The 22,410-nt window shown below is 71.7% G+C and carries 21 protein-coding genes; 13 read left to right on the top strand and 8 right to left on the bottom strand.

Going from position 1 to position 22,410, the window contains the following annotated elements; genetic code table 11:
• Position 1 precedes the first annotated feature (1 nt).
• The 3 genes from AB0F10_RS13435 (at position 2) to AB0F10_RS13425 (ending at position 2,971) form a co-directional block, all read left to right on the top strand.
• Positions 2-688, top strand: a complete 687-nt coding sequence (locus AB0F10_RS13435) for an endonuclease/exonuclease/phosphatase family protein (RefSeq protein ID WP_360623395.1) — start codon at positions 2-4, stop codon at positions 686-688.
• A gap of 48 nt (positions 689-736) precedes the next feature.
• Positions 737-2,080: an NAD(P)-binding domain-containing protein gene (locus AB0F10_RS13430; protein WP_360623393.1), complete on the top strand. Its 1,344-nt coding sequence runs from the start codon at positions 737-739 to the stop codon at positions 2,078-2,080.
• Between the two features lie 114 nt (positions 2,081-2,194).
• Complete coding sequence (locus tag AB0F10_RS13425; protein ID WP_360623391.1) at positions 2,195-2,971, top strand: alpha/beta fold hydrolase; 777 nt, start codon at positions 2,195-2,197, stop codon at positions 2,969-2,971.
• Here AB0F10_RS13425 and AB0F10_RS13420 read toward each other — a convergent pair.
• Together AB0F10_RS13420 and AB0F10_RS13415 are read right to left on the bottom strand one after the other, a co-directional pair.
• Positions 2,960-4,372: a trehalose-6-phosphate synthase gene (locus tag AB0F10_RS13420; RefSeq protein ID WP_360623389.1), complete on the bottom strand. Its 1,413-nt coding sequence runs from the start codon at positions 4,370-4,372 to the stop codon at positions 2,960-2,962. The two genes, AB0F10_RS13425 and AB0F10_RS13420, sit on opposite strands and share 12 nt — an antisense overlap.
• A 59-nt stretch (positions 4,373-4,431) precedes the next feature.
• Complete coding sequence (locus AB0F10_RS13415; protein WP_360623467.1) at positions 4,432-5,283, bottom strand: DUF308 domain-containing protein; 852 nt, start codon at positions 5,281-5,283, stop codon at positions 4,432-4,434.
• 198 nt (positions 5,284-5,481) lie between these two features.
• Between AB0F10_RS13415 and AB0F10_RS13410 the strand changes: the two genes are divergently transcribed.
• Positions 5,482-6,234, top strand: coding sequence for a lysophospholipid acyltransferase family protein (locus AB0F10_RS13410; protein ID WP_360623465.1), 753 nt, complete (start codon positions 5,482-5,484; stop codon positions 6,232-6,234).
• 27 nt (positions 6,235-6,261) lie between these two features.
• Here AB0F10_RS13410 and AB0F10_RS13405 read toward each other — a convergent pair whose 3' ends face one another.
• Positions 6,262-6,954 carry a Crp/Fnr family transcriptional regulator gene (locus tag AB0F10_RS13405; protein ID WP_023359859.1) on the bottom strand — a complete coding sequence of 231 codons (693 nt, stop codon included), beginning with the start codon at positions 6,952-6,954 and terminating at the stop codon, positions 6,262-6,264.
• Between the two features lie 232 nt (positions 6,955-7,186).
• Here AB0F10_RS13405 and AB0F10_RS13400 point away from each other — a divergent pair, with 232 nt between their 5' ends.
• The 4 genes from AB0F10_RS13400 (at position 7,187) to proC (ending at position 10,768) form a co-directional block, all read left to right on the top strand.
• Entirely contained in the window at positions 7,187-8,068 is an 882-nt protein-coding gene (locus tag AB0F10_RS13400) for a phosphotransferase (protein ID WP_360623387.1), read from the top strand.
• A 16-nt stretch (positions 8,069-8,084) separates the two neighbouring features.
• Positions 8,085-8,588 (top strand): polyadenylate-specific 3'-exoribonuclease AS, encoded by a 504-nt coding sequence (locus AB0F10_RS13395; RefSeq protein WP_360623385.1) that lies wholly within the window; start codon positions 8,085-8,087, stop codon positions 8,586-8,588.
• Between the two features lie 276 nt (positions 8,589-8,864).
• Entirely contained in the window at positions 8,865-9,893 is a 1,029-nt protein-coding gene (locus AB0F10_RS13390) for a 6-phosphofructokinase (RefSeq protein ID WP_360623383.1), read from the top strand.
• Between the two features lie 71 nt (positions 9,894-9,964).
• Positions 9,965-10,768: a pyrroline-5-carboxylate reductase gene (proC, locus tag AB0F10_RS13385; protein ID WP_360623381.1), complete on the top strand. Its 804-nt coding sequence runs from the start codon at positions 9,965-9,967 to the stop codon at positions 10,766-10,768.
• A 13-nt stretch (positions 10,769-10,781) separates the two neighbouring features.
• Here the strand turns inward: proC and AB0F10_RS13380 are convergent, their stop codons facing one another.
• Both AB0F10_RS13380 and AB0F10_RS13375 read right to left on the bottom strand, forming a co-directional pair.
• Complete coding sequence (locus tag AB0F10_RS13380; RefSeq protein ID WP_360623379.1) at positions 10,782-11,459, bottom strand: DUF429 domain-containing protein; 678 nt, start codon at positions 11,457-11,459, stop codon at positions 10,782-10,784.
• Positions 11,456-11,980 (bottom strand): glutathione peroxidase, encoded by a 525-nt coding sequence (locus tag AB0F10_RS13375; RefSeq protein WP_360623377.1) that lies wholly within the window; start codon positions 11,978-11,980, stop codon positions 11,456-11,458. Before AB0F10_RS13375 ends, AB0F10_RS13380 begins: the two co-directional genes overlap by 4 nt.
• Before the next feature lie 171 nt (positions 11,981-12,151).
• On the opposite strand from AB0F10_RS13375, the gene AB0F10_RS13370 reads away from it, so the two are divergent.
• The 5 genes from AB0F10_RS13370 (at position 12,152) to AB0F10_RS13350 (ending at position 17,708) form a co-directional block, all read left to right on the top strand.
• Positions 12,152-13,621, top strand: a complete 1,470-nt coding sequence (locus AB0F10_RS13370) for a glycosyl hydrolase family 18 protein (protein WP_360623375.1) — start codon at positions 12,152-12,154, stop codon at positions 13,619-13,621.
• 83 nt (positions 13,622-13,704) lie between these two features.
• On the top strand, positions 13,705-15,111 hold the full coding sequence (locus tag AB0F10_RS13365) for a class II 3-deoxy-7-phosphoheptulonate synthase (protein WP_360623373.1): 1,407 nt from the start codon (positions 13,705-13,707) through the stop codon (positions 15,109-15,111).
• The gene (locus AB0F10_RS13360; protein WP_360623371.1) at positions 15,104-16,123 is read left to right on the top strand and encodes a GntG family PLP-dependent aldolase; all 1,020 of its coding nucleotides are present in this window, start codon (positions 15,104-15,106) and stop codon (positions 16,121-16,123) included. The genes AB0F10_RS13365 and AB0F10_RS13360 overlap by 8 nt, the downstream gene beginning before the upstream one ends.
• A 728-nt stretch (positions 16,124-16,851) precedes the next feature.
• Positions 16,852-17,376 (top strand): hypothetical protein, encoded by a 525-nt coding sequence (locus AB0F10_RS13355; protein WP_360623369.1) that lies wholly within the window; start codon positions 16,852-16,854, stop codon positions 17,374-17,376.
• The gene (locus AB0F10_RS13350) at positions 17,328-17,708 is read left to right on the top strand and encodes a hypothetical protein (protein ID WP_360623367.1); all 381 of its coding nucleotides are present in this window, start codon (positions 17,328-17,330) and stop codon (positions 17,706-17,708) included. The genes AB0F10_RS13355 and AB0F10_RS13350 overlap by 49 nt, the downstream gene beginning before the upstream one ends.
• Before the next feature lie 549 nt (positions 17,709-18,257).
• On the opposite strand, the gene AB0F10_RS13345 is transcribed toward AB0F10_RS13350, so the two are convergent.
• The 3 genes from AB0F10_RS13345 to pknB form a co-directional block, all read right to left on the bottom strand.
• Positions 18,258-19,187, bottom strand: coding sequence for a helix-turn-helix transcriptional regulator (locus AB0F10_RS13345; RefSeq protein ID WP_360623365.1), 930 nt, complete (start codon positions 19,185-19,187; stop codon positions 18,258-18,260).
• A 68-nt stretch (positions 19,188-19,255) separates the two neighbouring features.
• Positions 19,256-20,116: a deoxyribonuclease IV gene (locus AB0F10_RS13340; protein WP_360623363.1), complete on the bottom strand. Its 861-nt coding sequence runs from the start codon at positions 20,114-20,116 to the stop codon at positions 19,256-19,258.
• A complete protein-coding gene (pknB, locus tag AB0F10_RS13335; RefSeq protein ID WP_360623361.1) occupies positions 20,107-22,065 on the bottom strand; it encodes a Stk1 family PASTA domain-containing Ser/Thr kinase in 1,959 nt (652 codons plus the stop codon). Before pknB ends, AB0F10_RS13340 begins: the two co-directional genes overlap by 10 nt.
• Between the last annotated feature and the right edge of the window lie 345 nt (positions 22,066-22,410).

Here is a 22,410-nt window from a genome sequence, read left to right as displayed (position 1 = left end):
CGTGTCCGGGGTCCCGCTGCGGGTGTTGAGCTACAACGTGCACGGGCTGCGCGACGACCGGGCGGCCCTGACCGGGCTTGTCCGGGACCTCGACCCGGACGTCGTGGTCGTGCAGGAGGCGCCGCGGCGGTTCCGCTGGCGGCACAAGTGCGCGGCCCTCGCCGACGACTTCGGCATGGTGGTCGCCGCCGGCGGGCTGCCGTCGCTGGGCAATCTGCTGCTGGTCAGCCTGCGGGTGCGGGTGCACGACGCGTGGTGCCTGCGCTATCCGCTGACCCCGGGGCGGCACCTGCGCGGTGCCGCGTTCGCGCGCTGCTCGGTGCGGGGCGGGCGGTTCACCGTCGCCGGCTCGCATCTCGCCACCGACGCGCGGGAGCGGCCCGACCAGGCGGCCCGCTGGAAGGAGGCCCTGTCGGCCGTCGAGGGCCCGCTGATCGCGGCCGGCGACCTCAACGAGGGCCCGGGCGGCGGGGCCTGGCGTACGGTCGCCGACGGCCTCGTCGACACCGCCGGAACGGCCTCCTCGGCGCTGACGTTCCCGGCGACGCTGCCGCGGCTGCGCCTCGACGGGCTGTTCGTGTCGCCCGACATCGACGTCTCGCGGTACGAGGTCATCGAGACCGAGCAGGCCCGCCGGGCCAGTGATCATCTTCCGGTTCTGGCGGATCTCGTGCTGCCCGCTTCGTAGCCCTTCCGTGCGCTTCCGAGTTGGGTTCGCGTCTGCGAGTATCTCCGGGTGCAAGACACTTCTGACATCGCGGACCGGCACGACGCGGTCTGTGTGATCGGTGCCGGCGGTAGCGGTCTGGCTGCGATCAAGAGCCTGCGTGAGCAGGGTTTCTCCGTCGACTGCTACGAGCGCGAGACGTCCGTTGGCGGCGCCTGGAACTGGCGGCACGACCGCAGCCCGGTCTATGCGAGCACGCACCTGATCTCCTCGCGCCCGCTCACCGAGTTCCCCGACTTCCCGATGCCGGACGACTGGCCGGACTACCCGCACCACAGCCAGATGCTGGGCTACCTGGAGCGCTACGCGCAGCACTTCGGGCTCGGCGACAGCATCTGGTTCGGCACCGAGGTCGTGGCCGTCACCGGGGCCGGCGACGGGCGCTGGGACGTGACGACGCGCAGCACCGGCGGCGGCGCCGAGCGGATCCAGCGGTACGCGGCGGTCGTCGTCGCCAACGGGCACAACTGGTCGCCGAAGCCGCTGCCGGTCGACACCTCGGAGTTTCGGGGCAAGGTCATCCACGCGTCGGCCTACAAAGACCCGGCGCAGCTCCGCGGCCGCAAGGTGCTCGTCGTCGGCGGCGGCAACACCGGCTGCGACATCGCGGTCGAGGCCGCCCAGCAGGCCACCACCGTCTGGCACTCGACCCGCCGCGGCTACTGGTACGCGCCCAAGTACGTCTTCGGCCGCCCCGCCGACCAGGTCAACGGCAGGCTGTTGCAGCTGCGCCTGCCGCTGCGGCTGCGCCAGTGGCTCTATCGCCGCACGCTCAGGCTCACGGTCGGCGACGGCACCCGGTTCGGGCTGCCCCGGCCGGACCACCGCCCTTACGAGAGCCACCCGGTGGTCAACAGCCAGCTCGTCCACTACCTGGGTCACGGCCGGATCAGCGCGGTGCCGGACGTCACCCGGCTCGAGGGATCGACTGTGGAGCTCGCCGACGGCCGGCGCATCGAGCCCGACCTGATCATCACGGCGACGGGCTACCTGCCGCGGTTCGAGTTCCTGGCTCCGGAGCTGCTCGACACCGACGAGGACGGCAGGCCGGACCTGCACCTGCACGCGTTCGCCCGCAAGCACCCCACGCTCGCGGTGATCGGCCTGCTGCAGGCCGACGCCGGGCTGTTCCCGCTCGCGCACTGGCAGAGCGTCGCCGTGGCCCGCTGGCTGCGGCTGCGGGCGTCCGACCCGGTGCGGGCGGCGGCGGTGCAGCAGAAGGAGTCGACGCGGCCGCTGGGGTCGTGGACCCGGCTCCGGGTGGTGCCGTCGTCGCGGCACTGGTTCGAGGTCAGCCACACCAGCTACCTGCGCGCACTCGAGGACCTGTTGAAGCAGATGGAGCCAGCATGAGCGACTGCACCGAGCGCAGCGAGGGCCAGGAGCGCATGCGAAGGGTCGGCACAGCATGAGCGACTGCACCGAGCGCAGCGAGGGCCAGGAGCGCATGCGAAAGGTCGGCACAGCATGAGCCCGCAGTTGCTGCGTTTTGCGGACTGGACCGCGCCGGTGCCGCCGGTCGAGCGGGAGGTGATCGAGGCGCTCCCGGACAGCCCGGAGAACCTGCCGCCGGTGCTGTTCGTTCCCGGGCTCGGGCACGGGGCCTGGGCGTTCGCCGAGCACTGGCTCGCGCACACCGCCTCGCGGGGCTTCCCGGCGTACGCGGTGAGCCCGCGGGCCGAGGGGTCGCTGCGGGCGTACGTGCACGACGTGATCCAGGTGGCGGCGAGCCTGCCGCGCCAGGCCGTGCTGGTGGGTCACGGCGCCGGCGCGCTGCTGGTGTCGCACGCGCTGACCCGCTACCCGGCCCGGGCCGCGGTCCTGGCCGCACCGGTGCCGCCGGGCTGGCCGGCGCTCGGCGCGGCGCTGCGGACCAACCCGTTCGGCACGCTGCCGGCGTTGTTCGGCGCGGCGCCCCGGCTGAGCCGCAGGCAGCTCTTCGGCGCCGGCCTGGCGGAGGCCGAGGCCTACCGCGAGCGGCTGGTGCGGGCCCCGGCCCGGGTCTACCGGCAGGTGCTGTTCGCGAAGCCGGCGGCGGAGCCGGTGGGCGCGCCGCCGACCCTGGTGGTGGGCAGCCCGGACGACCGGGTGGTGCCGCGTTCGGCGCTGAACCGCGCGGCGGCCCGGCTCGGCGGCGCGCCGCTGCTGTTCCCGGGCATGAGCCACGACCTGATGCTGGACACCAACTGGCAGGAGCCGATCGACGCGATCCTGGATTGGCTCGGCAAGGAGCTAGCGGCGTAGCCCGGCGGCCAGCCGGCCGGTGTGGTCCAGGGCGGTCAGGTAGGCGAGCGCCCAGGCCAGGATGTCGTGCCGGGCGAGGTGTTCGCGCATCGCCGTCATCCGCTGTTTGAGGTCCGCCGCCTCGGCGTCCATCGCCTGCAGCAGCGTCGTCTTCAGCCCGTCGACGTCGTGCGGGTTCACCAGGAACGCGTCCTCGAGCTCGGCCGCGGCACCGGCGAACTCGCTGAGCACCAGCGCGCCGGTGCTCGCCGCGCGGGCGGCGACGTACTCCTTCGCGACCAGGTTCATGCCGTCGCGCAGCGGGGTCACCACCATCACGTCGGCGGTCTGGTAGAGCGCGGCCAGCTCGGCGCGGTCGAACGACTGGTTCAGGTAGTGGATCGCGGGCTCGCCGACGCGGCCGTACTCGCCGTTGATCCGGCCGACCTCGCCCTCGATCCGGTCCCGCAGGATCCGGTAGCTGTCGACCCGTTCCCGGCTCGGGACGGCCACCTGCACCATCACCGTGTCGCGGACCTTGACCCGGCCGTCGCGCAGCAGCTCGCTGTACGCCGTCAGGCGGTGCTCGATCCCCTTTGTGTAGTCGAGCCGGTCGACGCTGAGCAGCACCCGTCGCGGCTGCCCCAGGTCGGCCCGTAGCTGCTCGGCGTGCTCGACGACGTCGGGCCGGGCGGCGAGCGCCTGCATCTCCGCCACGTCGATGGAGATCGGGAAGGCGCCGGTGCGCACGACCCGGCCGTCGACGGTGATCTGGTCGTCGGTGGTCTTCGCGCCGAACAGCTTCACGGCGAGCTGGGCCACGTTGTGCGCCGCCTGCGGCCGCTGGAAGCCGACCAGGTCCGCGCCGAGCATCCCGCGCAGCAGCTCGGCGCGGCGGGGCAGCTGCATGAACAGCTCGGGCGGCGGGAACGGCACGTGCAGGAAGAAGCCGATCAGCACGTCCGGGCGCAGCTCGCGGAGCAGCTGCGGCACGAGCTGCAGGTGGTAGTCCTGCACCCAGATCGCGGCGCCGGGCTCGGCGACCTCGGCGGCCGCCTCGGCGAAGCGCCGGTTGACGTCCTGATAGGTCTCCCACCAGCCGCGGTCGAAGACGGGCTGCTCGACGGCGTCGTGGTAGAGCGGCCACAGCGTCGAGTTGGCGAAGCCCTCGTAGTAGCCGCGGAGCTCTTCTTCGGACAGTGCCACGGGCCTGATCCGCAGGGTGCCGATGTCGGGCAGGGCGGGCGCGCTGTCGATGCCGCCGTCCCAGCCGATCCACGTCGCGGGGGTCTGTTGCAGGATCGCGTGCAGGGCGCTGGCGAGGCCGCCGGGGCTGCGCCGCCACTCGCAGGCACCGTCCGGCGCGGCGCTGTCATCGAGCGGAAGACGGTTGGCGACGACCACGAGCGAGCTCTGGCGCATCCACGAGAGGCTACGCGATGACTACCGAGCGAAACAATGTTGGTGGTCTATGTCGCTTTTCATACGACCGCGCCGTCATCGAAGTCGTCGTCGTCGTCACCGGAGCGCAGTCGCCAGACCAGCGTCACGGCCCCGCCGACGATCGCGGAGAAGCCGATCAGGGTCACGTAGTTGCGGTCGATCGGCAGCAGCCACGGGAAGAGGAAGAGCACGAAACCGAGGACCACGCCCAGGACGCCGGCGACCGCGTACTTGGAGATGTGCGGCAGCGGCGGCGGGGGCGGGGGCGTGTAGCGCTCGTCGTCGTCGATGTCGTCGTCCGTGCCGGTGCCGAACGTGTCCAGGCCGTCGAGCAGCGACGGCTCGTCGGTGCGGCGGCGGTTCAGCGAGACGCCGGAGAAGTCGGCGGCCGACGGGAGCATGCCGCCGGGCTGGCGTGGCTGCTCCGGGGCGTCGGGCTTCGGCGGGTCGGGCGCCCGGGTCGGGTCGACGCCCTCGGCGGCCGGCCACGGCGGCGCGGTCGGGTCGACGGCGGTGTGGAACCCGGCGACGATCTTGGCCCACTCGGCGTCGACGTCGTTCTGGTCGCCGCCGGCCTCGGTGCGGGTGTCGCTGCGCAGCGCGGGCGGGGTCGGGCCGACGCCGCCGGTCAGCTTGTCGAGGTGCTCGCGGGCGGTGTCGAGGTGGAGACGGTCGACGTAGAGCCGGTCGGTGGGCCGCGCGGGGAAGGTGGTCGCGCGCAGGATGGGGTTGAGGTCGGCGGACGGTTGCAGGTATGCGGCGATTCCGCCGGCCGCCAGGACGTCGAGCAGGTGCTCACCGACGCGCGGATCGACATCGCCCGCAGCCGCGTAGTCGGCCGCGTCGAGTCCGTTGTCCCGCCGCCCGCGACGGGCGCCACCCGCTGACACCCTGCTCACTCCTCGCTCCGCGCCGTCGCGCGTCGTGTCCGCCTCTACGGCGGTGTCGTGTGGTCGTGCTGCATCGGCCCGACCGTGTCTTGAATGGTGACACGACAGATGCCGGTTACGGGAGTGCGTTGTGGCGCGCCGCTCCCGCTTCGTACGCTTTCCTCTGCCCACGACCGTGGCGCGCGGGAAAGGACTTCGGTGTTCTACTGGCTGCTCAAGTACGTGGTGCTCGGACCCGTCCTAAAATGTCTGTTCCGCCCCGATGTGAAGGGGCTTAGCCACGTTCCGCCCTCTGGCCCGGTGATCCTTGCCTGCAACCACCTCTCATTCTCCGACTCGATCTTCACACCGCTGCTGGTAAAACGGCGGGTGACGTTCGTCGCCAAAGCGGAGTACTTCACCGGCAAGGGGATCAAGGGCCGGCTCATGCGTCAGTTCTTCGTCAGCACGGGGGCCATCCCGGTGGACCGTTCGGGCGGCAAGGCGGCCCGGGCGGCCCTGGAAACCCAGTTGCGGGTGCTGCGGTCGGGCAACATCGCGGGCATCTACCCGGAGGGCACCCGCTCGCCCGACGGGCGGCTCTACCGCGGCAAGACCGGCGTCGCCCGGCTGGCGCTGGAGAGCGGCGCCCCGGTGGTGCCGGTGGCACTGCTCAACACCGACGAGATTCAGCCGACCGGGAAACTCGTGCCGAAGATCAAGCGAGTCAAGATCCGCTTCGGTGAGCCGCTGGACTTCTCCCGCTACGCGTCCTCGCTCGGCGACCGCTTCGTCGAGCGGGCGGTGACCGACGAGATCATGTACGAGCTGATGACCCTGACCGGCCGCGAGTACGTCGATGTCTACGCCGCCAGCCTGAAGACCGCGATCGTTGCTCCGGCCAACCCCACCGGCGGCGGCAACCAGAGTCGGACCGCGCCCGCCGGCGTCGAGGGTGCCGGAAGAGACTAGGCGCCCCCGCCGAGCCGGAGGCGAGGCCTACCGGTCTGCCATTCCCGCGCGGCGGCGCAGGGCGGACACGTCGGTGACCACGATGCGGCGGCCCTCGGTGCGCAGCCAGCCCCGGCTCGCGAAGGAGCCGATGGCCTGGTTGACGCTCTGGCGGGAGCCGCCGGCCATCTCGGCGAGCTGGCTCTGGTTGAGCTCGATCGTGATCATCGGCGCCTGGCTCTCGCCGGCCAGCCGCACCAGCGTCTTGGCGACCCGGCCCGGCAGGTCGAGGAAGACGTGGTCGGCGTTCTGCTCGGTGAGCCGGCGGATGAGCGCGCCCACGGACCGCATCACCGCGTCCAGGATGCGCGGGTTGGAGTGCACGAGGTCGATGAAGGCGACCCGGGACAGGGCGAGCGCCTGGCTGTCCTCGATCGCCTCGGCCGAGGCCGAGCGGGTCAGCGCGTCCAGAAGGGACACCTCGCCGAGGACGTCGGGCGGGCGGACCACCGTGAGAACCGCGCGCTCGCCCGTCGGTGCGGTGCGGAAGACGGCGATGGCGCCGCGGCGCAGGATGATCAAGGAGTCGCCCGGGTCGTGCTCGACGAAAAGGATCTGACCTTTTCGATAGGTCCGCGGCACGGCGGCGGCGATGACGCGCTGGCGTACGTCGGGCTCCAGCCCGGCGAACATCTCTACGCCTGTGAGCGCGTCACCCTGCTCTGCTAGGCGATGATCCACGGTAAGTCCCTCCCCGATCGGGACCCCCGTGGACACAGTTGTCCGGCGCCGGCCCCACGACGCGAACGATCACTCTTAGCATGAAGAGCGCCGGCGACGCCATTTGATACATCCAGCAGACGCATACGATCATCCCGCGCTCATAGCTATCTGTACACCCTCCAATCGCCCCGCGTGACTATCGCCCATGCTGTCCGTTGTCATTACGGTCTGTACCGGGATAATCGCCGCCGTGCCGGATGACGCCCTTCTTCGATCGACATTGCGCGAACGCTGGCACCTCGTGCCCGCCGAGACCAGGGCGCTTCCCGGGGGCCTGTTGTCGCGGGGCTGGGACGTGACCGCCGGCGGCGAGCGCTTCGTGGTCCGCCTGGCCGAGCCGGCCGCCCGCCAGGCCGTCGAGGCGGGGCTGGCCGCCGCCGAGCACCTGCGCGGCACCGGGATCGAGGCGGGCGAGCCGGTGCGCACCCTCGCGGGCGGCCTCACCGCGGAGACGCCCGCCGGGGCGTTCGCCGTGCTCCGCCGGGCGCCGGGCCGGACCCTGGACCGCCGCGACCCGATCGACCAGCAGTTCTGGGGCGACCGCCTCGGCGCGGTGCACCGCACGCTGCAGGGCTTTCACCACCCGGGCCTGCGCCGCTGGAACCTGCTCGACCCGGACGCGCCACACCTGTCGATCGAGCCGTGGCTGCGCCCGGCGGTCGCCGACGCGGTCACGGCGATGACCAGGCTGACGGTGACGGACCGGCTCACCTACGGGGTGCTGCACGGTGACCCGGCCGCCGAGACCTTCCTGGTGGACCCGGCGACGGGCCGGGCGGGCCTGCTGGACTGCGGGGCGAGCGGCACCGGTCCGCTGCTCTACGACGTGGCGGCGGCGGTCGTCTACGCCGGCGGCCTCGAGACGTCGGCCGAGCTGCTGGACGGCTATCTCGCGGCCGGCCCGATCGACGAGGACGAGTTGCACGCGGCGCTGCCGGTGCTGCTCCGCTTCCGCTGGGCGGTGCAGGCGGACGACTCCGCGCGGCGCCTGGCCCGCGGCGAGCGCGAGGGCACCCGCGAGGCCCTGGTGCGGGCCGAGGAGGCCCTGGCCGAGACGACCGGCCGGCCATAGGCGAGGATGGTCGGCGATGGCTTACCGGTATTTTTACGACTGCGAATTCATCGAGGACGGCCGCGTGGTCGACCTCGTGTCGATAGGCGTCGTCGACGAGTTCGGCCGCGAGTTCTACGCGGTCTCGACCCAGTTCGACGACTCCCGGGCGGTGCCCTGGGTGCGCCGCAACGTGCTCGACAAGCTCCCGTCCCCGGCCGACCCGGCCTGGCGCTCCCGCGAGCGCATCCGCGACGACCTCTACGAGTTCCTCCGCGAGCCGGTCCGGGGCCGCGACGAGCAGATCGAGCTGTGGGCCTGGTACGCGGCCTACGACCACGTGGCGCTCGCGCAGCTGTGGGGCGCGATGCCGGCGCTGCCGCGCGAGATTCCCCGCTTCACCAAGGACCTGCGCCAGCTCTGGGACGAGCTGGGCAAGCCGGCGCTGCCGACGGCGCAGGGCCGCCACGACGCCCTGGTGGACGCGAAGCACAACCTGGCCCGCTGGAACGCCATGACCGAGGCCCGATCGACGGCGTGAGGCACCGCCGCGTCACGTCGCCGAGGTGACGCGACGTGACCGGGGCCCGGGCGGCCCGGACCGCCCGCGCGGCGTCGGCGCGGGGCCGCCGCCCCCGGAAAGACCCCGGACCGGCGAGAACGAAACACCGCGGTTGCCGGAGGGGCGTTTTGGTCCCGGCCCGGCCCGGCGACTACAGTGCGTTTGCGGCCCGCCCCGGGACCCGGCAATGCAGCCGGACGACATTTCCCCAGGGAGACGGGCATCTCGCGACCCGATCAGGGAGGACGAGTAATCATGCGTATCGGCGTGCTCACCGGCGGCGGCGACTGCCCCGGTCTGAACGCGGTGATCCGGGCTGTCGTCCGTAAGGGTGTTGCCACTTACGGGCACGAGTTCGTTGGATTCCGCGATGGGTGGAAGGGCCCGCTGGAGGGCCTCACGAAGCCCCTCGGCATCGCCGAGGTCCGGGGGATCCTGCCGCGCGGCGGCACCATCCTGGGCTCTTCCCGCACCAACCCCTTCAAGATCGAGGGTGGCGTAGAGCGGATCAAGGCCAACCTGGCCGAGCAGGGCGTCGACGCGCTCGTCGCGATCGGCGGCGAGGACACCCTCGGCGTCGCGACCAAGCTCAACGACCTGGGCGTGAACGTCGTCGGCGTGCCGAAGACGATCGACAACGACCTCAACGCCACCGACTACACCTTCGGCTTCGACACCGCGGTCAACATCGCGATGGAGGCCATCGACCGGCTGCACACCACGGCCGAGTCGCACCACCGCACCCTGGTGGTCGAGGTCATGGGCCGGCACGCCGGCTGGATCGCGCTGCACGCCGGCCTCGCCGGCGGCGCCAACGTCATCCTGCTGCCGGAGCGCAACTTCGACGTCGACCAGGTCGCCACCTACGTGACCAAGCGCTTCCAGGTCGAGTACGCGCCGATCGTCGTGGTCGCCGAGGGCGCGCAGCCGCTCGAGGGCCAGATGGTGCTGCACAACCAGGAGCTCGACTCGTTCGGCCACGTCCGCCTCGGCGGCATCGGCCAGTGGCTGGCGCAGCAGCTGGAGGAGAAGACCGGCAAGGAGGCCCGCACGGTCGTTCTCGGTCACATCCAGCGCGGTGGCACGCCCAGCGCGTTCGACCGGGTGCTCGCGACCCGGTTCGGCCTGCAGGCGATCGACGCCGTGCACGAGGGCGACTTCGGCAAGATGATGGCGCTGCGCGGCACCGACATCGTCCGGGTCCCGCTCGCCGACGGCACCGGTGAGCTCAAGACCGTGCCGATTGCCCGGTACGACGAGGCCGAAGTCTTCTTCGGCAGCTGAGATCCGTGTGCGGAAAGGGGCGGGCGTAACGACGAGCCCGCCCCTTTCCGTCATTGCGAGGGGGAGGACGCATGACTGTCGTCGCGGTGCTCGGCGCCGGCAAGATCGGTGAGCTGGTGCTGTCCGGCCTGCTCCGCGCGGGATGGCCCGCGGCGCGGCTGCTCGTCACCGCCCGCCGCCCGGCCCGCGCCGAGGAGCTGCGGGAGCGTTACGGCGTCCGGACGGTGGACAACGCGACCGCCGTGGCCGAGGCCGACGTGCTGGCCATCGCGGTGAAGCCGCAGGACGCGGACGCGCTGCTGGCCGAGATCGGTCCGAAGATTCCCGCCGACAAGTTGATCATCTCGCTCTGCGCGGGCCTGCCGACCGGCTTCTTCGCGGCCCGGCTGCCCAAGGGCACCCCGGTCGTGCGGGTCATGACGAACACCCCGGCGCTCGTCGACCAGGCGATGACGGCCATCTCGGCCGGCCCGCACGCGACGGGCGAGCACCTGGCCGTCGCCGAGGAGATGTTCAAGCCGCTCGGCGCGACCATCCGGGTGCCGGAATCGCAGCAGGACGCCGTCACGGCGCTCTCGGGCTCGGGGCCGGCCTACTTCTACCTGCTCGTCGAGGCGATGATCGACGCCGGGATCCTGCTCGGCCTGCCGCGCCAGGTCGCGCACGAGCTGATCGTGCAGACGGCGATCGGCTCCGCGATCATGCTGCGCGACTCGGGGGAGCACCCGGTGAAGCTGCGCGAGGCCGTCACGTCGCCCGCGGGCACGACGATCTCGGCGATCCGCGAGCTTGAGAACCACGGCGTGCGCGCCGCCATGCTGGCCGCGCTGGAGGCGGCCCGGGACCGCGCCCGGGAGATCGCCGCGCAGGCTTAGGGCCAGATGCGTCCTAGTACCAGATCGCGATGCGGCTGCCGTTGTTCTCCTCCGGGGGGCTCGGATGGCTCTGCGCCGCGCCGGTCGCCATCCGATGCGCGCTCCACGCCACGGCGGCCGCGTCCAGCACGTCGTCCGGCGGGGCCTGGCCCGCCGGGCCGAGGTGGTCGGGCAGCACGATGCCGTGCCGGGCCAGCAGCTCCCGGCGCCGGGCCTGCCCGGTCCAGGTCTTCTTCGCGTACGCGAGTGGCTCGCCCGCCATCTGCCGGAACGACACCTCGGGGTGCGCCTCGAAGAGCAGCCCCGGGTGCCGCTCCCAGATGGCGTTGGCCTCGAGCAGCTTCGGGCGCAGCGCCCACGACTGGCGGCTGAGCCCGGAGCCGGTGAGCTCGCGGCAGAGCCGGTTGGCGGCGGCGAAGTCGCCCTCCTGCCACACGGCCTTCGGCGGCACCCGGAAGACGCTGCTGCGGCGCGGGCCGAGCTGGTCGGCGGCGAGGGTGTCGGCCGCGCGCCAGCCGTCGGGGAGCATCCCGAGGGGTATGTCGACGCCGATCACGGCCGCGCCGGAGCTGCCGGCGACGATCTCGTAGAGCGTGGACGCCAGCATCGCCCGGCCGAACGCGCCGTCGCGCAGCTCGACGCCCACCCAGCCGAGTGCGTACGCGTCGACGCCGATCACGTGGAGGCTCATCGGCGGCTCGGGGGACCGTCTTCAGTCCGGTCAGGGTCGGTGGCGGGGCGATCGGACGGGAGCAGCTTCTCGACCGCGGCGACGATCTCGCCGTCCTCCGGCTCGGTACGCGGCCCGTATCGCGCGGCGACCTCGCCGTCGGGGGCGATCAGGAACTTCTCGAAGTTCCACTGGATGTCCGGGCCGTCGCCCACAAGCTCGGTGTAAAGCGGGTGCCGCCCGGGCCCGTTGACGTCGACCTTCTCGGTGATCGGGAAGGTGACGCCATAGTTGACCACGCAGAAGTCCTCGATGTCCGCGGCGGTGCCCGGCTCCTGGCCGCCGAACTGGTTGCACGGAACGCCGAGGACGACCAGTCCGCGGTCCGCGTACCTGTTGTAGAGGGTTTCCAGGCCCGCGTACTGGGGGGTCAGTCCGCACTTGGAGGCCACATTGACCACCAGGACGACCTGCCCGCGGTAGCGGTCCATATCGGCCGATCCGCCGGAGAGTGCGGAAATGTCGACGTCAAAGATGGTCATGACCGCAGACTACGCGCAGTGGCCGAGCGAGTGCACGCCGTCGCTTCCAACTCGAAAAAGTTAACGTCACGCTTATTAGGCGTTGACCTTCTTGACTGAAGTTCATAGATATGACTACCGTCTCTTCAACTTCCCTTTGGAAGGTTTCCTAACTGTTCTTGAGGAGACGCAGTGATGAAATCCCTCCGCCGCGCCTTGTGGGCCGGGGCCATCGTGGCGGTCGCGACCGCTGCGCTGCCCATGGTCCAGGCGTCGGCCGCCGCTGCCTGTGCCGCCGCCTGGAGCCCCACGGCGGTTTACACCAAGGACATGACCGCGTCAGAGTCCGGCAAGAACTTCACCGCCAAGTGGTGGACCCAGAACGAGAGCCCCTCCACCCACAGCGGTCAGTGGGACGTCTGGATCGACAACGGCGCCTGCGGCGGCACCACCCCGCCGACGACGCCGCCCACCACGCCCCCGACCACTTCCCCCACCACCCCGCCCACGACGCCGCCCACGACGCCTCCGACCCAGCCCCCGGGTGGCAAGGCCGTCGTCGGCTACTTCGCTGAGTGGGGCGTCTACGGCCGCAACTACCACGTCAAGAACATCGTGACGAGCGGCTCGGCCGCCAAGCTGACCCACATCCTGTACGCCTTCGGCAACACCACCGGCGGCCAGTGCTCGATCGGCGACTCGTACGCCGACTACGACAAGGCCTACACCGCGGCCGACAGCGTGGACGGCGTCGCCGACACGTGGGACGCCGGCGCGCTGCGCGGCTCGTTCAACCAGCTTCGCAAGCTCAAGAAGGCGTACCCGAACATCAAGGTGATCTGGTCGTTCGGCGGCTGGACCTGGTCCGGCGGCTTCACCCAGGCGGCGGCCAACCCGACCGGGTTCGCGAACTCCTGCTACAACCTGATCAAGGACTCCCGCTGGGCCGACGTCTTCGACGGCATCGACGTCGACTGGGAGTACCCGAACGCCTGCGGCCTGTCCTGCGACGCCAGCGGCCCGGCCTCCTACAACAACGTGATCAGCGCGCTGCGCAACAAGTTCGGCCAGAACTTCCTGGTCACCTCGGCGATCTCGGCCGACGGCTCGAACGGCGGCAAGCTGGACGCGGCGGACTACGCGTCGGGCATCTCGAAGCTGAACCTGGTCTTCCCGATGACCTACGACTACTTCGGCGCCTTCGCGCCGCAGGGCCCGACCGCCCCGCACTCGCCGCTGACCTCGTACACCGGCATCCCGCAGCAGGGCTTCTGGTCCGACGCGGCGATCCAGAAACTGAAGAGCAAGGGCGTGCCCGCCAGCAAGATGCTGCTCGGCATCGGCTTCTACGGCCGCGGCTGGACCGGCGTCACCCAGGCCGCACCGGGCGGCACGGCGACCGGCGCGGCGCCGGGCACCTACGAGGCGGGCATCGAGGACTACAAGGTCCTCAAGAACAGCTGCCCGTCCACCGGCACCGTCGGCGGCACCTCGTACTCGAAGTGCGGCAGCAACTGGTGGAGCTACGACACCCCGAGCACCGTCGCCGGCAAGATGACCTACGTGAAGAACCAGGGCCTCGGCGGCGCGTTCTTCTGGGAGTTCTCCGGCGACACCAGCAACGGCGAGCTGATCACCGCGATCAAGAACGGCCTCGGCTGAGGCTCGTAGCAATCAGTTCCTAGAGAGTGGGGCGCCGGGGATCCTCCCGGCGCCCCCTTTCGTTCGACGTTTAGGCTCTCGTCATGCGCCGAGAGTGGCACCAGCTCAGTCATCCCGGGGTCGGCGCCACGGCCCTGCAGACCTCCCGTCCCTCCACCGACTCCGCCGAGGACGAGGCCCTCGGCCTGGACCGGTGGCGGTCCCTGCCGCGGGTGCAGATGCCGCCGTGGCAGGACCTGGACGAGGTGCGGTCGGTCTGTCAGGTCCTCGACAACGTGCCGTCGGTCGTCGCGCCGTACGAGGTCGACCAGCTCCGGGTGCGGCTCGCCGAGGTCTGCGAGGGGCGCGCGTTCCTGCTGCAGGGCGGCGACTGCGCCGAGACCTTCGCGGACAACACCGAGAGCCACCTGCTCGCCAACGCGCGCACCCTGCTGCAGATGGCGGTCGTGCTGACCTACGGCGCGTCGATGCCGGTGGTGAAGGTGGCGCGGGTCGCGGGGCAGTACACCAAGCCGCGCTCGTCGGCGACGGACTCGCTCGGGCTGCCGGCGTACCGCGGCGATCTGATCAACTCGCTCGAGGCGAACGAGGCCGCCCGGGTCGCCGATCCGCAGCGCATGATCCGGGCGTACGCGAACTCGGCCGCCGCGATGAACATGCTGCGGGCGTACCTGTCGGGCGGCCTGGCCGACCTGGCCGGCCTGCACGACTGGAACAAGGACTTCGTCCGGGCCTCGCCGGCCGGCGAGCGCTACGAGGCGATCGCCCGCGAGATCGACCGCGCCCTCGACTTCATCCGCGCCTGCGGCATGACCGAGGACGAGGCGCTGCGCACGGTCAGCCTGTACTGCTCGCACGAGGCCCTGGCGCTGGAGTACGACCGCGCGCTCACCCGGGTCTCCGACGGCAAGGCCTACGGCCTGTCGGGCCACTTCCTGTGGATCGGCGAGCGCACCCGGCAGCTGGACCACGCGCACATCGACTTCATCAGCCGCATCGCCAACCCGATCGGCGTCAAGCTCGGCCCGGGCACCAGCCCGGAGACCGCCATCGAGCTGTGCGAGAAGCTCAACCCGGACAACATCCCGGGCCGGCTCACCCTGATCAGCCGGATGGGCAACGGCAAGGTCCGCGACAACCTGCCGCCGATCGTGGAGAAGGTCACCGCCAGCGGCGCCAAGGTCGTCTGGCAGTGCGACCCGATGCACGGCAACACGCACGAGTCGTCGAACGGCTACAAGACCCGGCACTTCGACCGGGTCGTCGACGAGGTGCTCGGCTACTTCGAGGTGCACCGCGGCCTGCGTACCCACCCGGGCGGCATCCACATCGAGCTGACCGGCGAGGACGTCACCGAGTGCCTGGGCGGCGCGCAGGGCATCGAGGACCTCGACCTGCCGGACCGCTACGAGACCGCCTGCGACCCGCGGCTCAACACCCAGCAGAGCCTCGAGCTGGCGTTCCTGGTCGCGGAGATGCTCCGTGGCTGACCTGCGGTCGGACACCGTCACCAGGCCGACCGTGGCGATGCGCGCGGCGATGGCGGGCGCCGAGGTCGGCGACGACGTCTTCGGCGACGACCTGACGGTCATCTCCCTCGAGCGGCACGTGGCAGCGCTGTTCGGGCACGAGGCGGCCCTGTTCACCCCGTCCGGCACGATGGCCAACCAGATCGCGCTGCAACTCGTCGTGCCGCGGGGCGGCGAGTTGCTCGCCGGTGGCGACGCGCACGTCGTCACGTACGAGCAGGGCGCGGCCGCCGCGCTCGGCGGCATCTCCACCCGCACCTGGCCGTCGGCCGGCGCGGACCTCGACGTGGAGCAGATCGCCGAGATGATCCGCCCGGTGGGCTACCCGTCGGTGCCGACCCGGGCGATCGCCGTCGAGCAGACCCACAACCTGGGCGGCGGCGGGGTGATCAGCCTGGAGACCCTGCGCGGGCTGCGGGCGGTGGCCGACGAGGCCGGCGTCGCGCTGCACTGCGACGGCGCCCGGATCTGGCACGCGCACATCGCCGACGGCGTGCCGCTCGACGTCTACGGCCGGATCTTCGACACGCTGTCGGTGTGCCTCTCCAAGGGCCTCGGCGCGCCGGTCGGCTCGCTCGTGGTCGGCAGCACGGAGAAGATCGCCGAGGCCCGGCTGATCCGCAAGCGGCTCGGCGGCGGCATGCGGCAGGTCGGCATTCTGGCGGCGGCCGGGCGGCATGCGCTCGACCACCACCTGGCCCGGCTCACCGTCGATCATGCACGGGCCCGTCGGCTCGCCGAGGCACTCGAGCCGTTCGGCGTGGTCGACCCGGCCCGGGTCCGGACGAACCTGGTGCCGCTGGACCTGAGCGGCGCGAAGCTGGACGCGCCGGCGCTGGCCGCCGCGGCGGCGGAGCGAGGGGTGCTGATCGCGGCGATGCTGCCGCGCATCGCGCGCCTGGTGACACACCTGGACCTCACCGACGACGACGTGGACCACGCGGCATCGGTCCTCGGGGAACTGCTCTCCTAGCCGCCTCTCCCCAGGTTCTGTCCCGCGGATCCTGATCGACAGAGATCCCATGGCCATGCCGCCAAGGACAACCTTGCACCGGAGCCGGTCTGCCTCACAGCGACCGGTCGCGAAGCGCAGACCAAGGCGATGACGCCTAACTGGATGCCGGGGGGCGCTCTCTGGCGGCCGATGTGAGCGCGTATTCCGCATCGTCAAACCTCGGCCTCGTGTCCGCATTCCGGGGGCGCGCGATCGCGGCGAATCGCCTGCGCCGCACATTTCACCTGCTGCGGGGCACCCTTTTTTCTTGCCGCGGTCAACACATTTCACCTGGCGCGCGGTGACTTCTTTCGTCCGCAGTGGGGTGGCCCTTTTTGCCCACCGAGGGGCGACCCGTTTCACCTGCTGCTAGGCGGCCCGTTTCACCCGCCGTGCGAGTGTCGAGTATCTACCTGGCGGGAAATGGTTTCTGTTGGACTCTGGGCTGGCGTTCGCACGGTGACCGTCGCGGAGCCGAGCGTGGCGGAAATGGCCGAGTGTCACCGTGCCCACCGTCTCGCAGTGGCCATCTTCATTCAGGGAATGCCCACCGGGACCCGATCGCGGCCGAGGTGGTGATGGAGGCCCTGTTCGCGAGGCGGATGGGGAGGGTTCCGGTCGCGAGACGGATGGCGACGGTATCGGTGGCGCCCGCCGGGTGGCTGCTGACCCATCTTTTCCCGCGGTGAGTCCGCTGGGAGCTGGTCGTGGCACGCACGGCAGTGGCACCGCGGCTGTCGGCGATGACACCGGCGGTGCCGTCCACGGCCGTCGAGGCGATGTCCGGGCTGGCAGTGTCTGCCAGCAGGGGTGCCCTGCCGGCGGTGGCAGGCGGGTCGGCGACCGAGGTGATCGTGGTCGCCGGAGTGTCGGGATCGGTGCCGGGATCGGTGCCGCCGGGTGCTGCGGCGGCTGGGTCGGCGGCGGTGCGAGACCAGGCCGCGGCGCGGCAGACACGCGTGGTGCGGAGGGTGCTGCGGGTGGGGTGGCTGCTGGCGGCGCGGCCGGCATGGGTGGTGTGGAGGGTGCTGGGGGTGGGGTGGCTGCTCGTGGCGGTGCAGGCGCGGGTGGTGCAGGCGGCGATGTGGGTGGGGTGGGCACGCGCGGTGTGGAGGGTGCTGGGGGTGGGGTGGCCGCTCGTGGCGCTGCAGGCGCGGGTGGTGCAGGCGGCGATGTGGGTGGGGTGGGCACGCGCGGTGCGAAGGCGCTGCGGATGGGGCGGCCGCTCGTAGCGCAGCAGGCGCGGGTGGTGTGGAAGGTGCTGCGGGTGGGGTGGCCGCTGGCGGCGCGGCCGGCATGGGTGGTGCGGAGGGTGCTGCGGGTGGGGTGGCCGCTTGTGGCGCTGCAGGCACACGTGGTGCAGAGGGCGATGTGGGTGGGGTGGGCACGCGCGGTGTGGAGGGTGCTGCAGGTGGGGTGGCTGCTGGCGGTGCAGCTGGCAGGCGTGGTCCGGAGGGCGATGTGGGTGGGGTGGCCGCTGGCGGCGCGGCAGGCACTCGTGCTGCGGACGGCGACGCGGATGGGGCAGGCACGCGCGGTGCGGCGGACACTCGTGGTGCAGTAGGCGACGCGGGCGCGGTGAGGTGGGCCGGCCCGCTCTCGGGAGCCGGCGCTGCCAGGGCTGCGGAGCGACTCAGGCGGTTACGGCGAAGCTTCTCACCATGGCGTTGCTGAAGACCCCACCGGCGATGACGCTCGTGCTCACGACGAAATTCCTCAGCGGCGGCTGAATAGTTTCGCCGCGCGGTCCGGTCCCGCATCGCCGCCAATTCCGACCTGCCGAACAATGACATCTGTCCCACCGGAGAATTCTCCCGCACCCCGCCCCGACACGCCCGTGAATGATCATGCCAATCTCATTTCGGCAATAGCGTTCACCGGATCGGCGCGGCAATTTAGGTGCAGTACCACGCGCGTCGAAATAATACCGGTAATGCCGCCGGCAAAGCGCGCCCGAGGTTCATCACAGCAGTTCCAACGTGGCCCGGCGGCCGGATGCTTCTGGCCCGAGGCCGGGTGGAAAATGTATGCGTGGATGGGAGGGTGCTCCCAGCGTGACGAGTCCTGCTGGCCCTTCGACCCCGAAGATCAGTTCCGCTGCTCGGGACAGAACCTAGTCGCCGGAGATCAGGCGGAGCCCGGGCCTTCGCGGCTGCGGCAGGTCCGGGTCCGTCCCGGCGGGGTCGGTGGTGAGGACCGGTCCGAAGACCGCGTAACGGTGCGCGCCCGTGGGGCCCGGTGTGGTCAGCCGGGCGAGCGCGGCCGCGGCCGCCCGGTCCGCGGGCAGGTAGACGACCAGCCGCTGATTGTCGGCCGGGGGCAGTTCGAGCGTCTCGTAGGCCAGGTGGATCTCGCGGGCCTCGGGGTGGAACAGGCGCGCGACGCCGGTGGCGCCCGCCGGGCCGGTGACGGTGTGCAGTCGGCGGGTGAAGGCCTCTCCGGCCGTGACGGTCAGCTCGTCCACCAGCGCCGCGATGGCCGGGTCCGCGCGGAACGGGCCGCGTTTCAGCGCGGCGACCTGCTCGTCCGCGATGCACTCCCAGTCGGGGTAGACGGTCCGGGCCCGGCTGTCGGTGAAGACGAAGCGGATCTGGCTGGGCGGGGTGCCGTCGAGCAGCCCGGCGGGGCCGCCCACCGCCTCGTAGCCGTCCGTGTGCGCCAGCACCTCGCTCAGGTTGTTGAGCAGCACCGCCGGCGCCGGCTCGAGGTTGCGCAGCAGGGCCAGCACGGTTGCCCGTACCTCCCGGTGCGGGCGGCTGGAACCGGTGTCGGTGGCGGCCCTGCTGAGTTGGTAGAGCTGCATTCGCTCGGTGGGGGTGAGGCGTAGCGCGTCGCCGAGCGCCGCCAGCACCGGCGGGTCCGGGTGGGGGTCGCGGCCCTGCTCGATGCTGGTGAGGTCCGCCACGCTGATCCCGGCGAGGGCGGCCACATCGGAGCGGCGCAGCCCGGCCGGCCGGCTGTGCCCGGTGAGCAGCCCGGCCTCGGCGGGGGTGATCCCCTTGCGCCGAGTCCGCAGGAACATCCCGAGCTCGTTGCCGCTCACCTTCGGAGCCTAGCGGCTCGCCGGTGCCGCAGGGTGTCCCCGGACGGGCACTATTCGCCCCCGGCCCGTTACGGCCGCAGCTCCTTGAGCACGGCGATGTCGGCGGCGTGGCCCTCGTGTTCCTTGCTCGGCGTCTCGACGATCACCGGCACGCCCGCGGTCGCCGGGTGGGCCAGCAGTTCGGCGAACGGCGCCGTGCCGATCCGGCCCGCGCCGATGGTCTCGTGCCGGTCGCGGGTCGAGCCGCACTCGTCCTTGGAGTCGTTGGCGTGAATCAGCTGGAGCCGCTCCGGGCCGACCGTCGCCACCAGGGCGTCCAGGGTCTCCGTCATGCCGCCGGGCCGGGCCAGGTCGTGCCCGGCCGCCCAGGCGTGGCAGGTGTCGAAGCAGACGCCCAGCCACGGGTGGTGCTCGACCGCGGCCAGGTACGGCCCCAGGTCCTGCACCTTCGAGGCCAGGCTGCGCCCGCCGCCCGCGCTGGGCTCCACCAGGATCCTCGGCAGGCCCTGCGCCGCCGCGGTGTCCAGCAGCGGCAGCAGCGCCTCGCGGAGCCGGTGCAGCGCCTTGTCCTCGTGGTCCTCGTCGACCGCACTGCCCGCGTGGTAGACCACCGCCGTCGCGCCGATCGCGGCGCCCCGGCGCAGCGCGTGCTCGAGCGTCTGCACCGACCGCTCCACGGTCAGCTCGGTCGGCGAACCGAGATTGACCAGCAGCGAGGCGTGGATGTATGCGGGCAGGCCCCGCTCGCCGCAGCCGTCCCGGAACAGGATGTCCTGCTTCGGGTCGCCCGGCGGCAGCGCCCAGCCGCGCGAGTTGGAAACGTAGACCTGCAGCGCCTCGGAGCCGGCCGCGTCCGCGTAGGGCAGGGCCGCCTTGGCCAGCCCGCCCGACGTCTTCGTGTGCGAACCGACGGGCCGGCTCACCCGCACAGCAGGACGATCTCGGTCTGCGGCGGCACCGGCGTGTCCGCGAACGGGTTCTGGAACTTGACCGCGCCGTTGGGGTTGCCGTCCAGCCGGGCCCGCAGGTTCTGGCCCTGCAGCGCCTGGGCGGCCTGCTGACACGGCTGGTTGGCGAGGTTCGGCACGCTGATCAGCGGCGGGCCCTTGCTGACCACCAGCTTGATCTCGTCGTCCTTCTCGGCGCCGGTGCCCGCCTTCGGAGACTGGTCGATGACCGTGTCGGTGGGCTGATCGTTGTCCTTGTACTGCTCGACCACGATGAGGCCGAGGCGCTGTGCCTCGTTGCGGGCTTCGTTGATGTTCTTGCCCTTGAACTCCGGCACGCTGATCGGCGCGCGGCCCTTGCTGACCACCACGGTGACTGTCCCGCCGGGCTTGAGCTCCGTCGCGGCCTTCGGGTCGGTGGAGATGACGACGCCCTGCGGCACGGAGTCGCTGTACTTGCCCGTGCCCTGCTTGAACTTCAGCTTGGTGGCCTCGATGTCGCCGCGGGCCGCGGAGGCCTCCAGGCCGACGACGTCGGGCACCTGGTAGCGCTCGGGGCCCAGCGACAGCGAGACGGTGATGATGCCGCCCTTGATGATCCGCTTGGCCGGCGGCGGGTCCTGGCTCAGCACGACGTCCTTGGCGACTGTCTCGCTGAACGCGCCGTCGCCGATGCGCAGCTCGAAGCCCTCCTGCGCGGCGGCCTGCTCGGCCTGCGCCCGGCTGCTGTTCACCAGTTGCGGCGCGTCGGTGTAGCGGCCGAGGGTCACCCACCAGGTGCTGCCGATGATGGTGAGCACCATCACCGCGATCGCGGCGATGATCATGATGCGGCGCCGGTCGACGCCCGCCCCGCCGATCACGGTGCCGGCGGCGGGCGGCGGCGGCCCGCCGGCGCGGCGCTGGCCGCGGGGGCGCGGGCCCTGATCGGGCAGTCGGGCCCAGGTCGGCCGGTTGCCGGGCGTGTCGCCGACGGCGGGCACCAGCGCGGTGGCGTCGGCGGCGAGCGGGCGGGCCGGGACCTGGCGCAGCAGCGCGGTCTCGACGTTCGCGGCGCCGAGGTCGTCGCGGACCACCTGCACCTCGGAGAGCATCGCGCCCGCGTCGGTCGGCCGGGCGCCCGCGTCGCGGCGGGTGGCCCGGATGACCAGGTCGTCGAGCACGGTCGGCAGGCCCTTGACGATGTCGGACGGCGCCGGGACGTCGTTGTCGACGTGCTGCCAGGCGACCTCCACCGGCTCGCCGTCCTCGTAGGGCACCCGGCCGGTGAGCATCTCGAAGAGCACGATGCCGGACGAGTAGACGTCGGTGCGGGCGTCCGCGTGCCCGTCGGTGACCAGCTCTGGTGCGACATAGGCCACGGTCGCCATCAGCTGGCCGGCGTCGTCGGTAGAGCTCGCCTCGACGGCGCGGGCCAGGCCGAAGTCGGCCACCTTCACCACGCTGTCGACGAGGTTGGCGATGCCGCCGCTGGGCGCCTCGGCGACCAGCACGTTCTCCGGCTTCACGTCGCGGTGCACCAGGCCGGCGCGGTGCGCGGCGGCGATCGCGGCGAGCATCTGCTCCAGGATCGCGAGCGCCTCGACCGGGTTGAGCCGGCGGCGCTGGCTGAGCAGGTCGCGCAGGGTGCGGCCCTGCACATACTCCATCACCAGGTAGGGCAGGCCCTGGTGGCGGCCCTGGTCGTAAACGGCGACGACGTTGGGATGGGTGAGCCGGGCGATCGTCTTCGCCTCTTCGGTGAAGCGGTCGACGAAGTGCACGTTCGTCGCCTGCGACGGGTGAATGATCTTCAGCGCGACCGTCCGCCCGAGCCGATCGTCCATCGCCGTGTAAACGGTCGCCATGCCACCACGGGCGACCCGGCCGGTGATCCGGTAGCGCCCGTCAATCGTTGTGCCGATCAATGTGTCGGCGACAGTCGTGTCCATCGGCGTGAAGTGTATGTGGCCTTCCGGGCCTGGTAGATGAGGATCCTCACAGCTGAGACCTAACGGGTACCGCACAGAGTGCTGACCAGGGCATTCAGGATAAAACGACTCGCGGGGCCGGGGCCACGCGAGCCGTTTTACTACGACAAATCGGATCAGTGCTGGTGTGCGCGCCGCCCGCGTCCCTGGCCCTCGCCCGCGCCGTCGTCGTTGCTGGACGGGCTCGGCGAGGCCGTTTCGGTCGGCTCGGTCGACGGCGACGCGTCGCCGGGGGCGCGGGGGGGGGGGGCGCCGGCCCCCGGGCGACCCGCGGGGGGGCCCCACGGGGGGGGGGGGGGGGGTGTT

The sequence above is a fragment of the Actinoplanes sp. NPDC026623 genome, assembly GCF_040638275.1.
GTDB lineage: Bacteria > Actinomycetota > Actinomycetes > Mycobacteriales > Micromonosporaceae > Actinoplanes.
The sequence above is the reverse complement of the archived record's forward strand: the minus strand, read 5'-3'. Positions and strand labels throughout refer to the sequence as shown.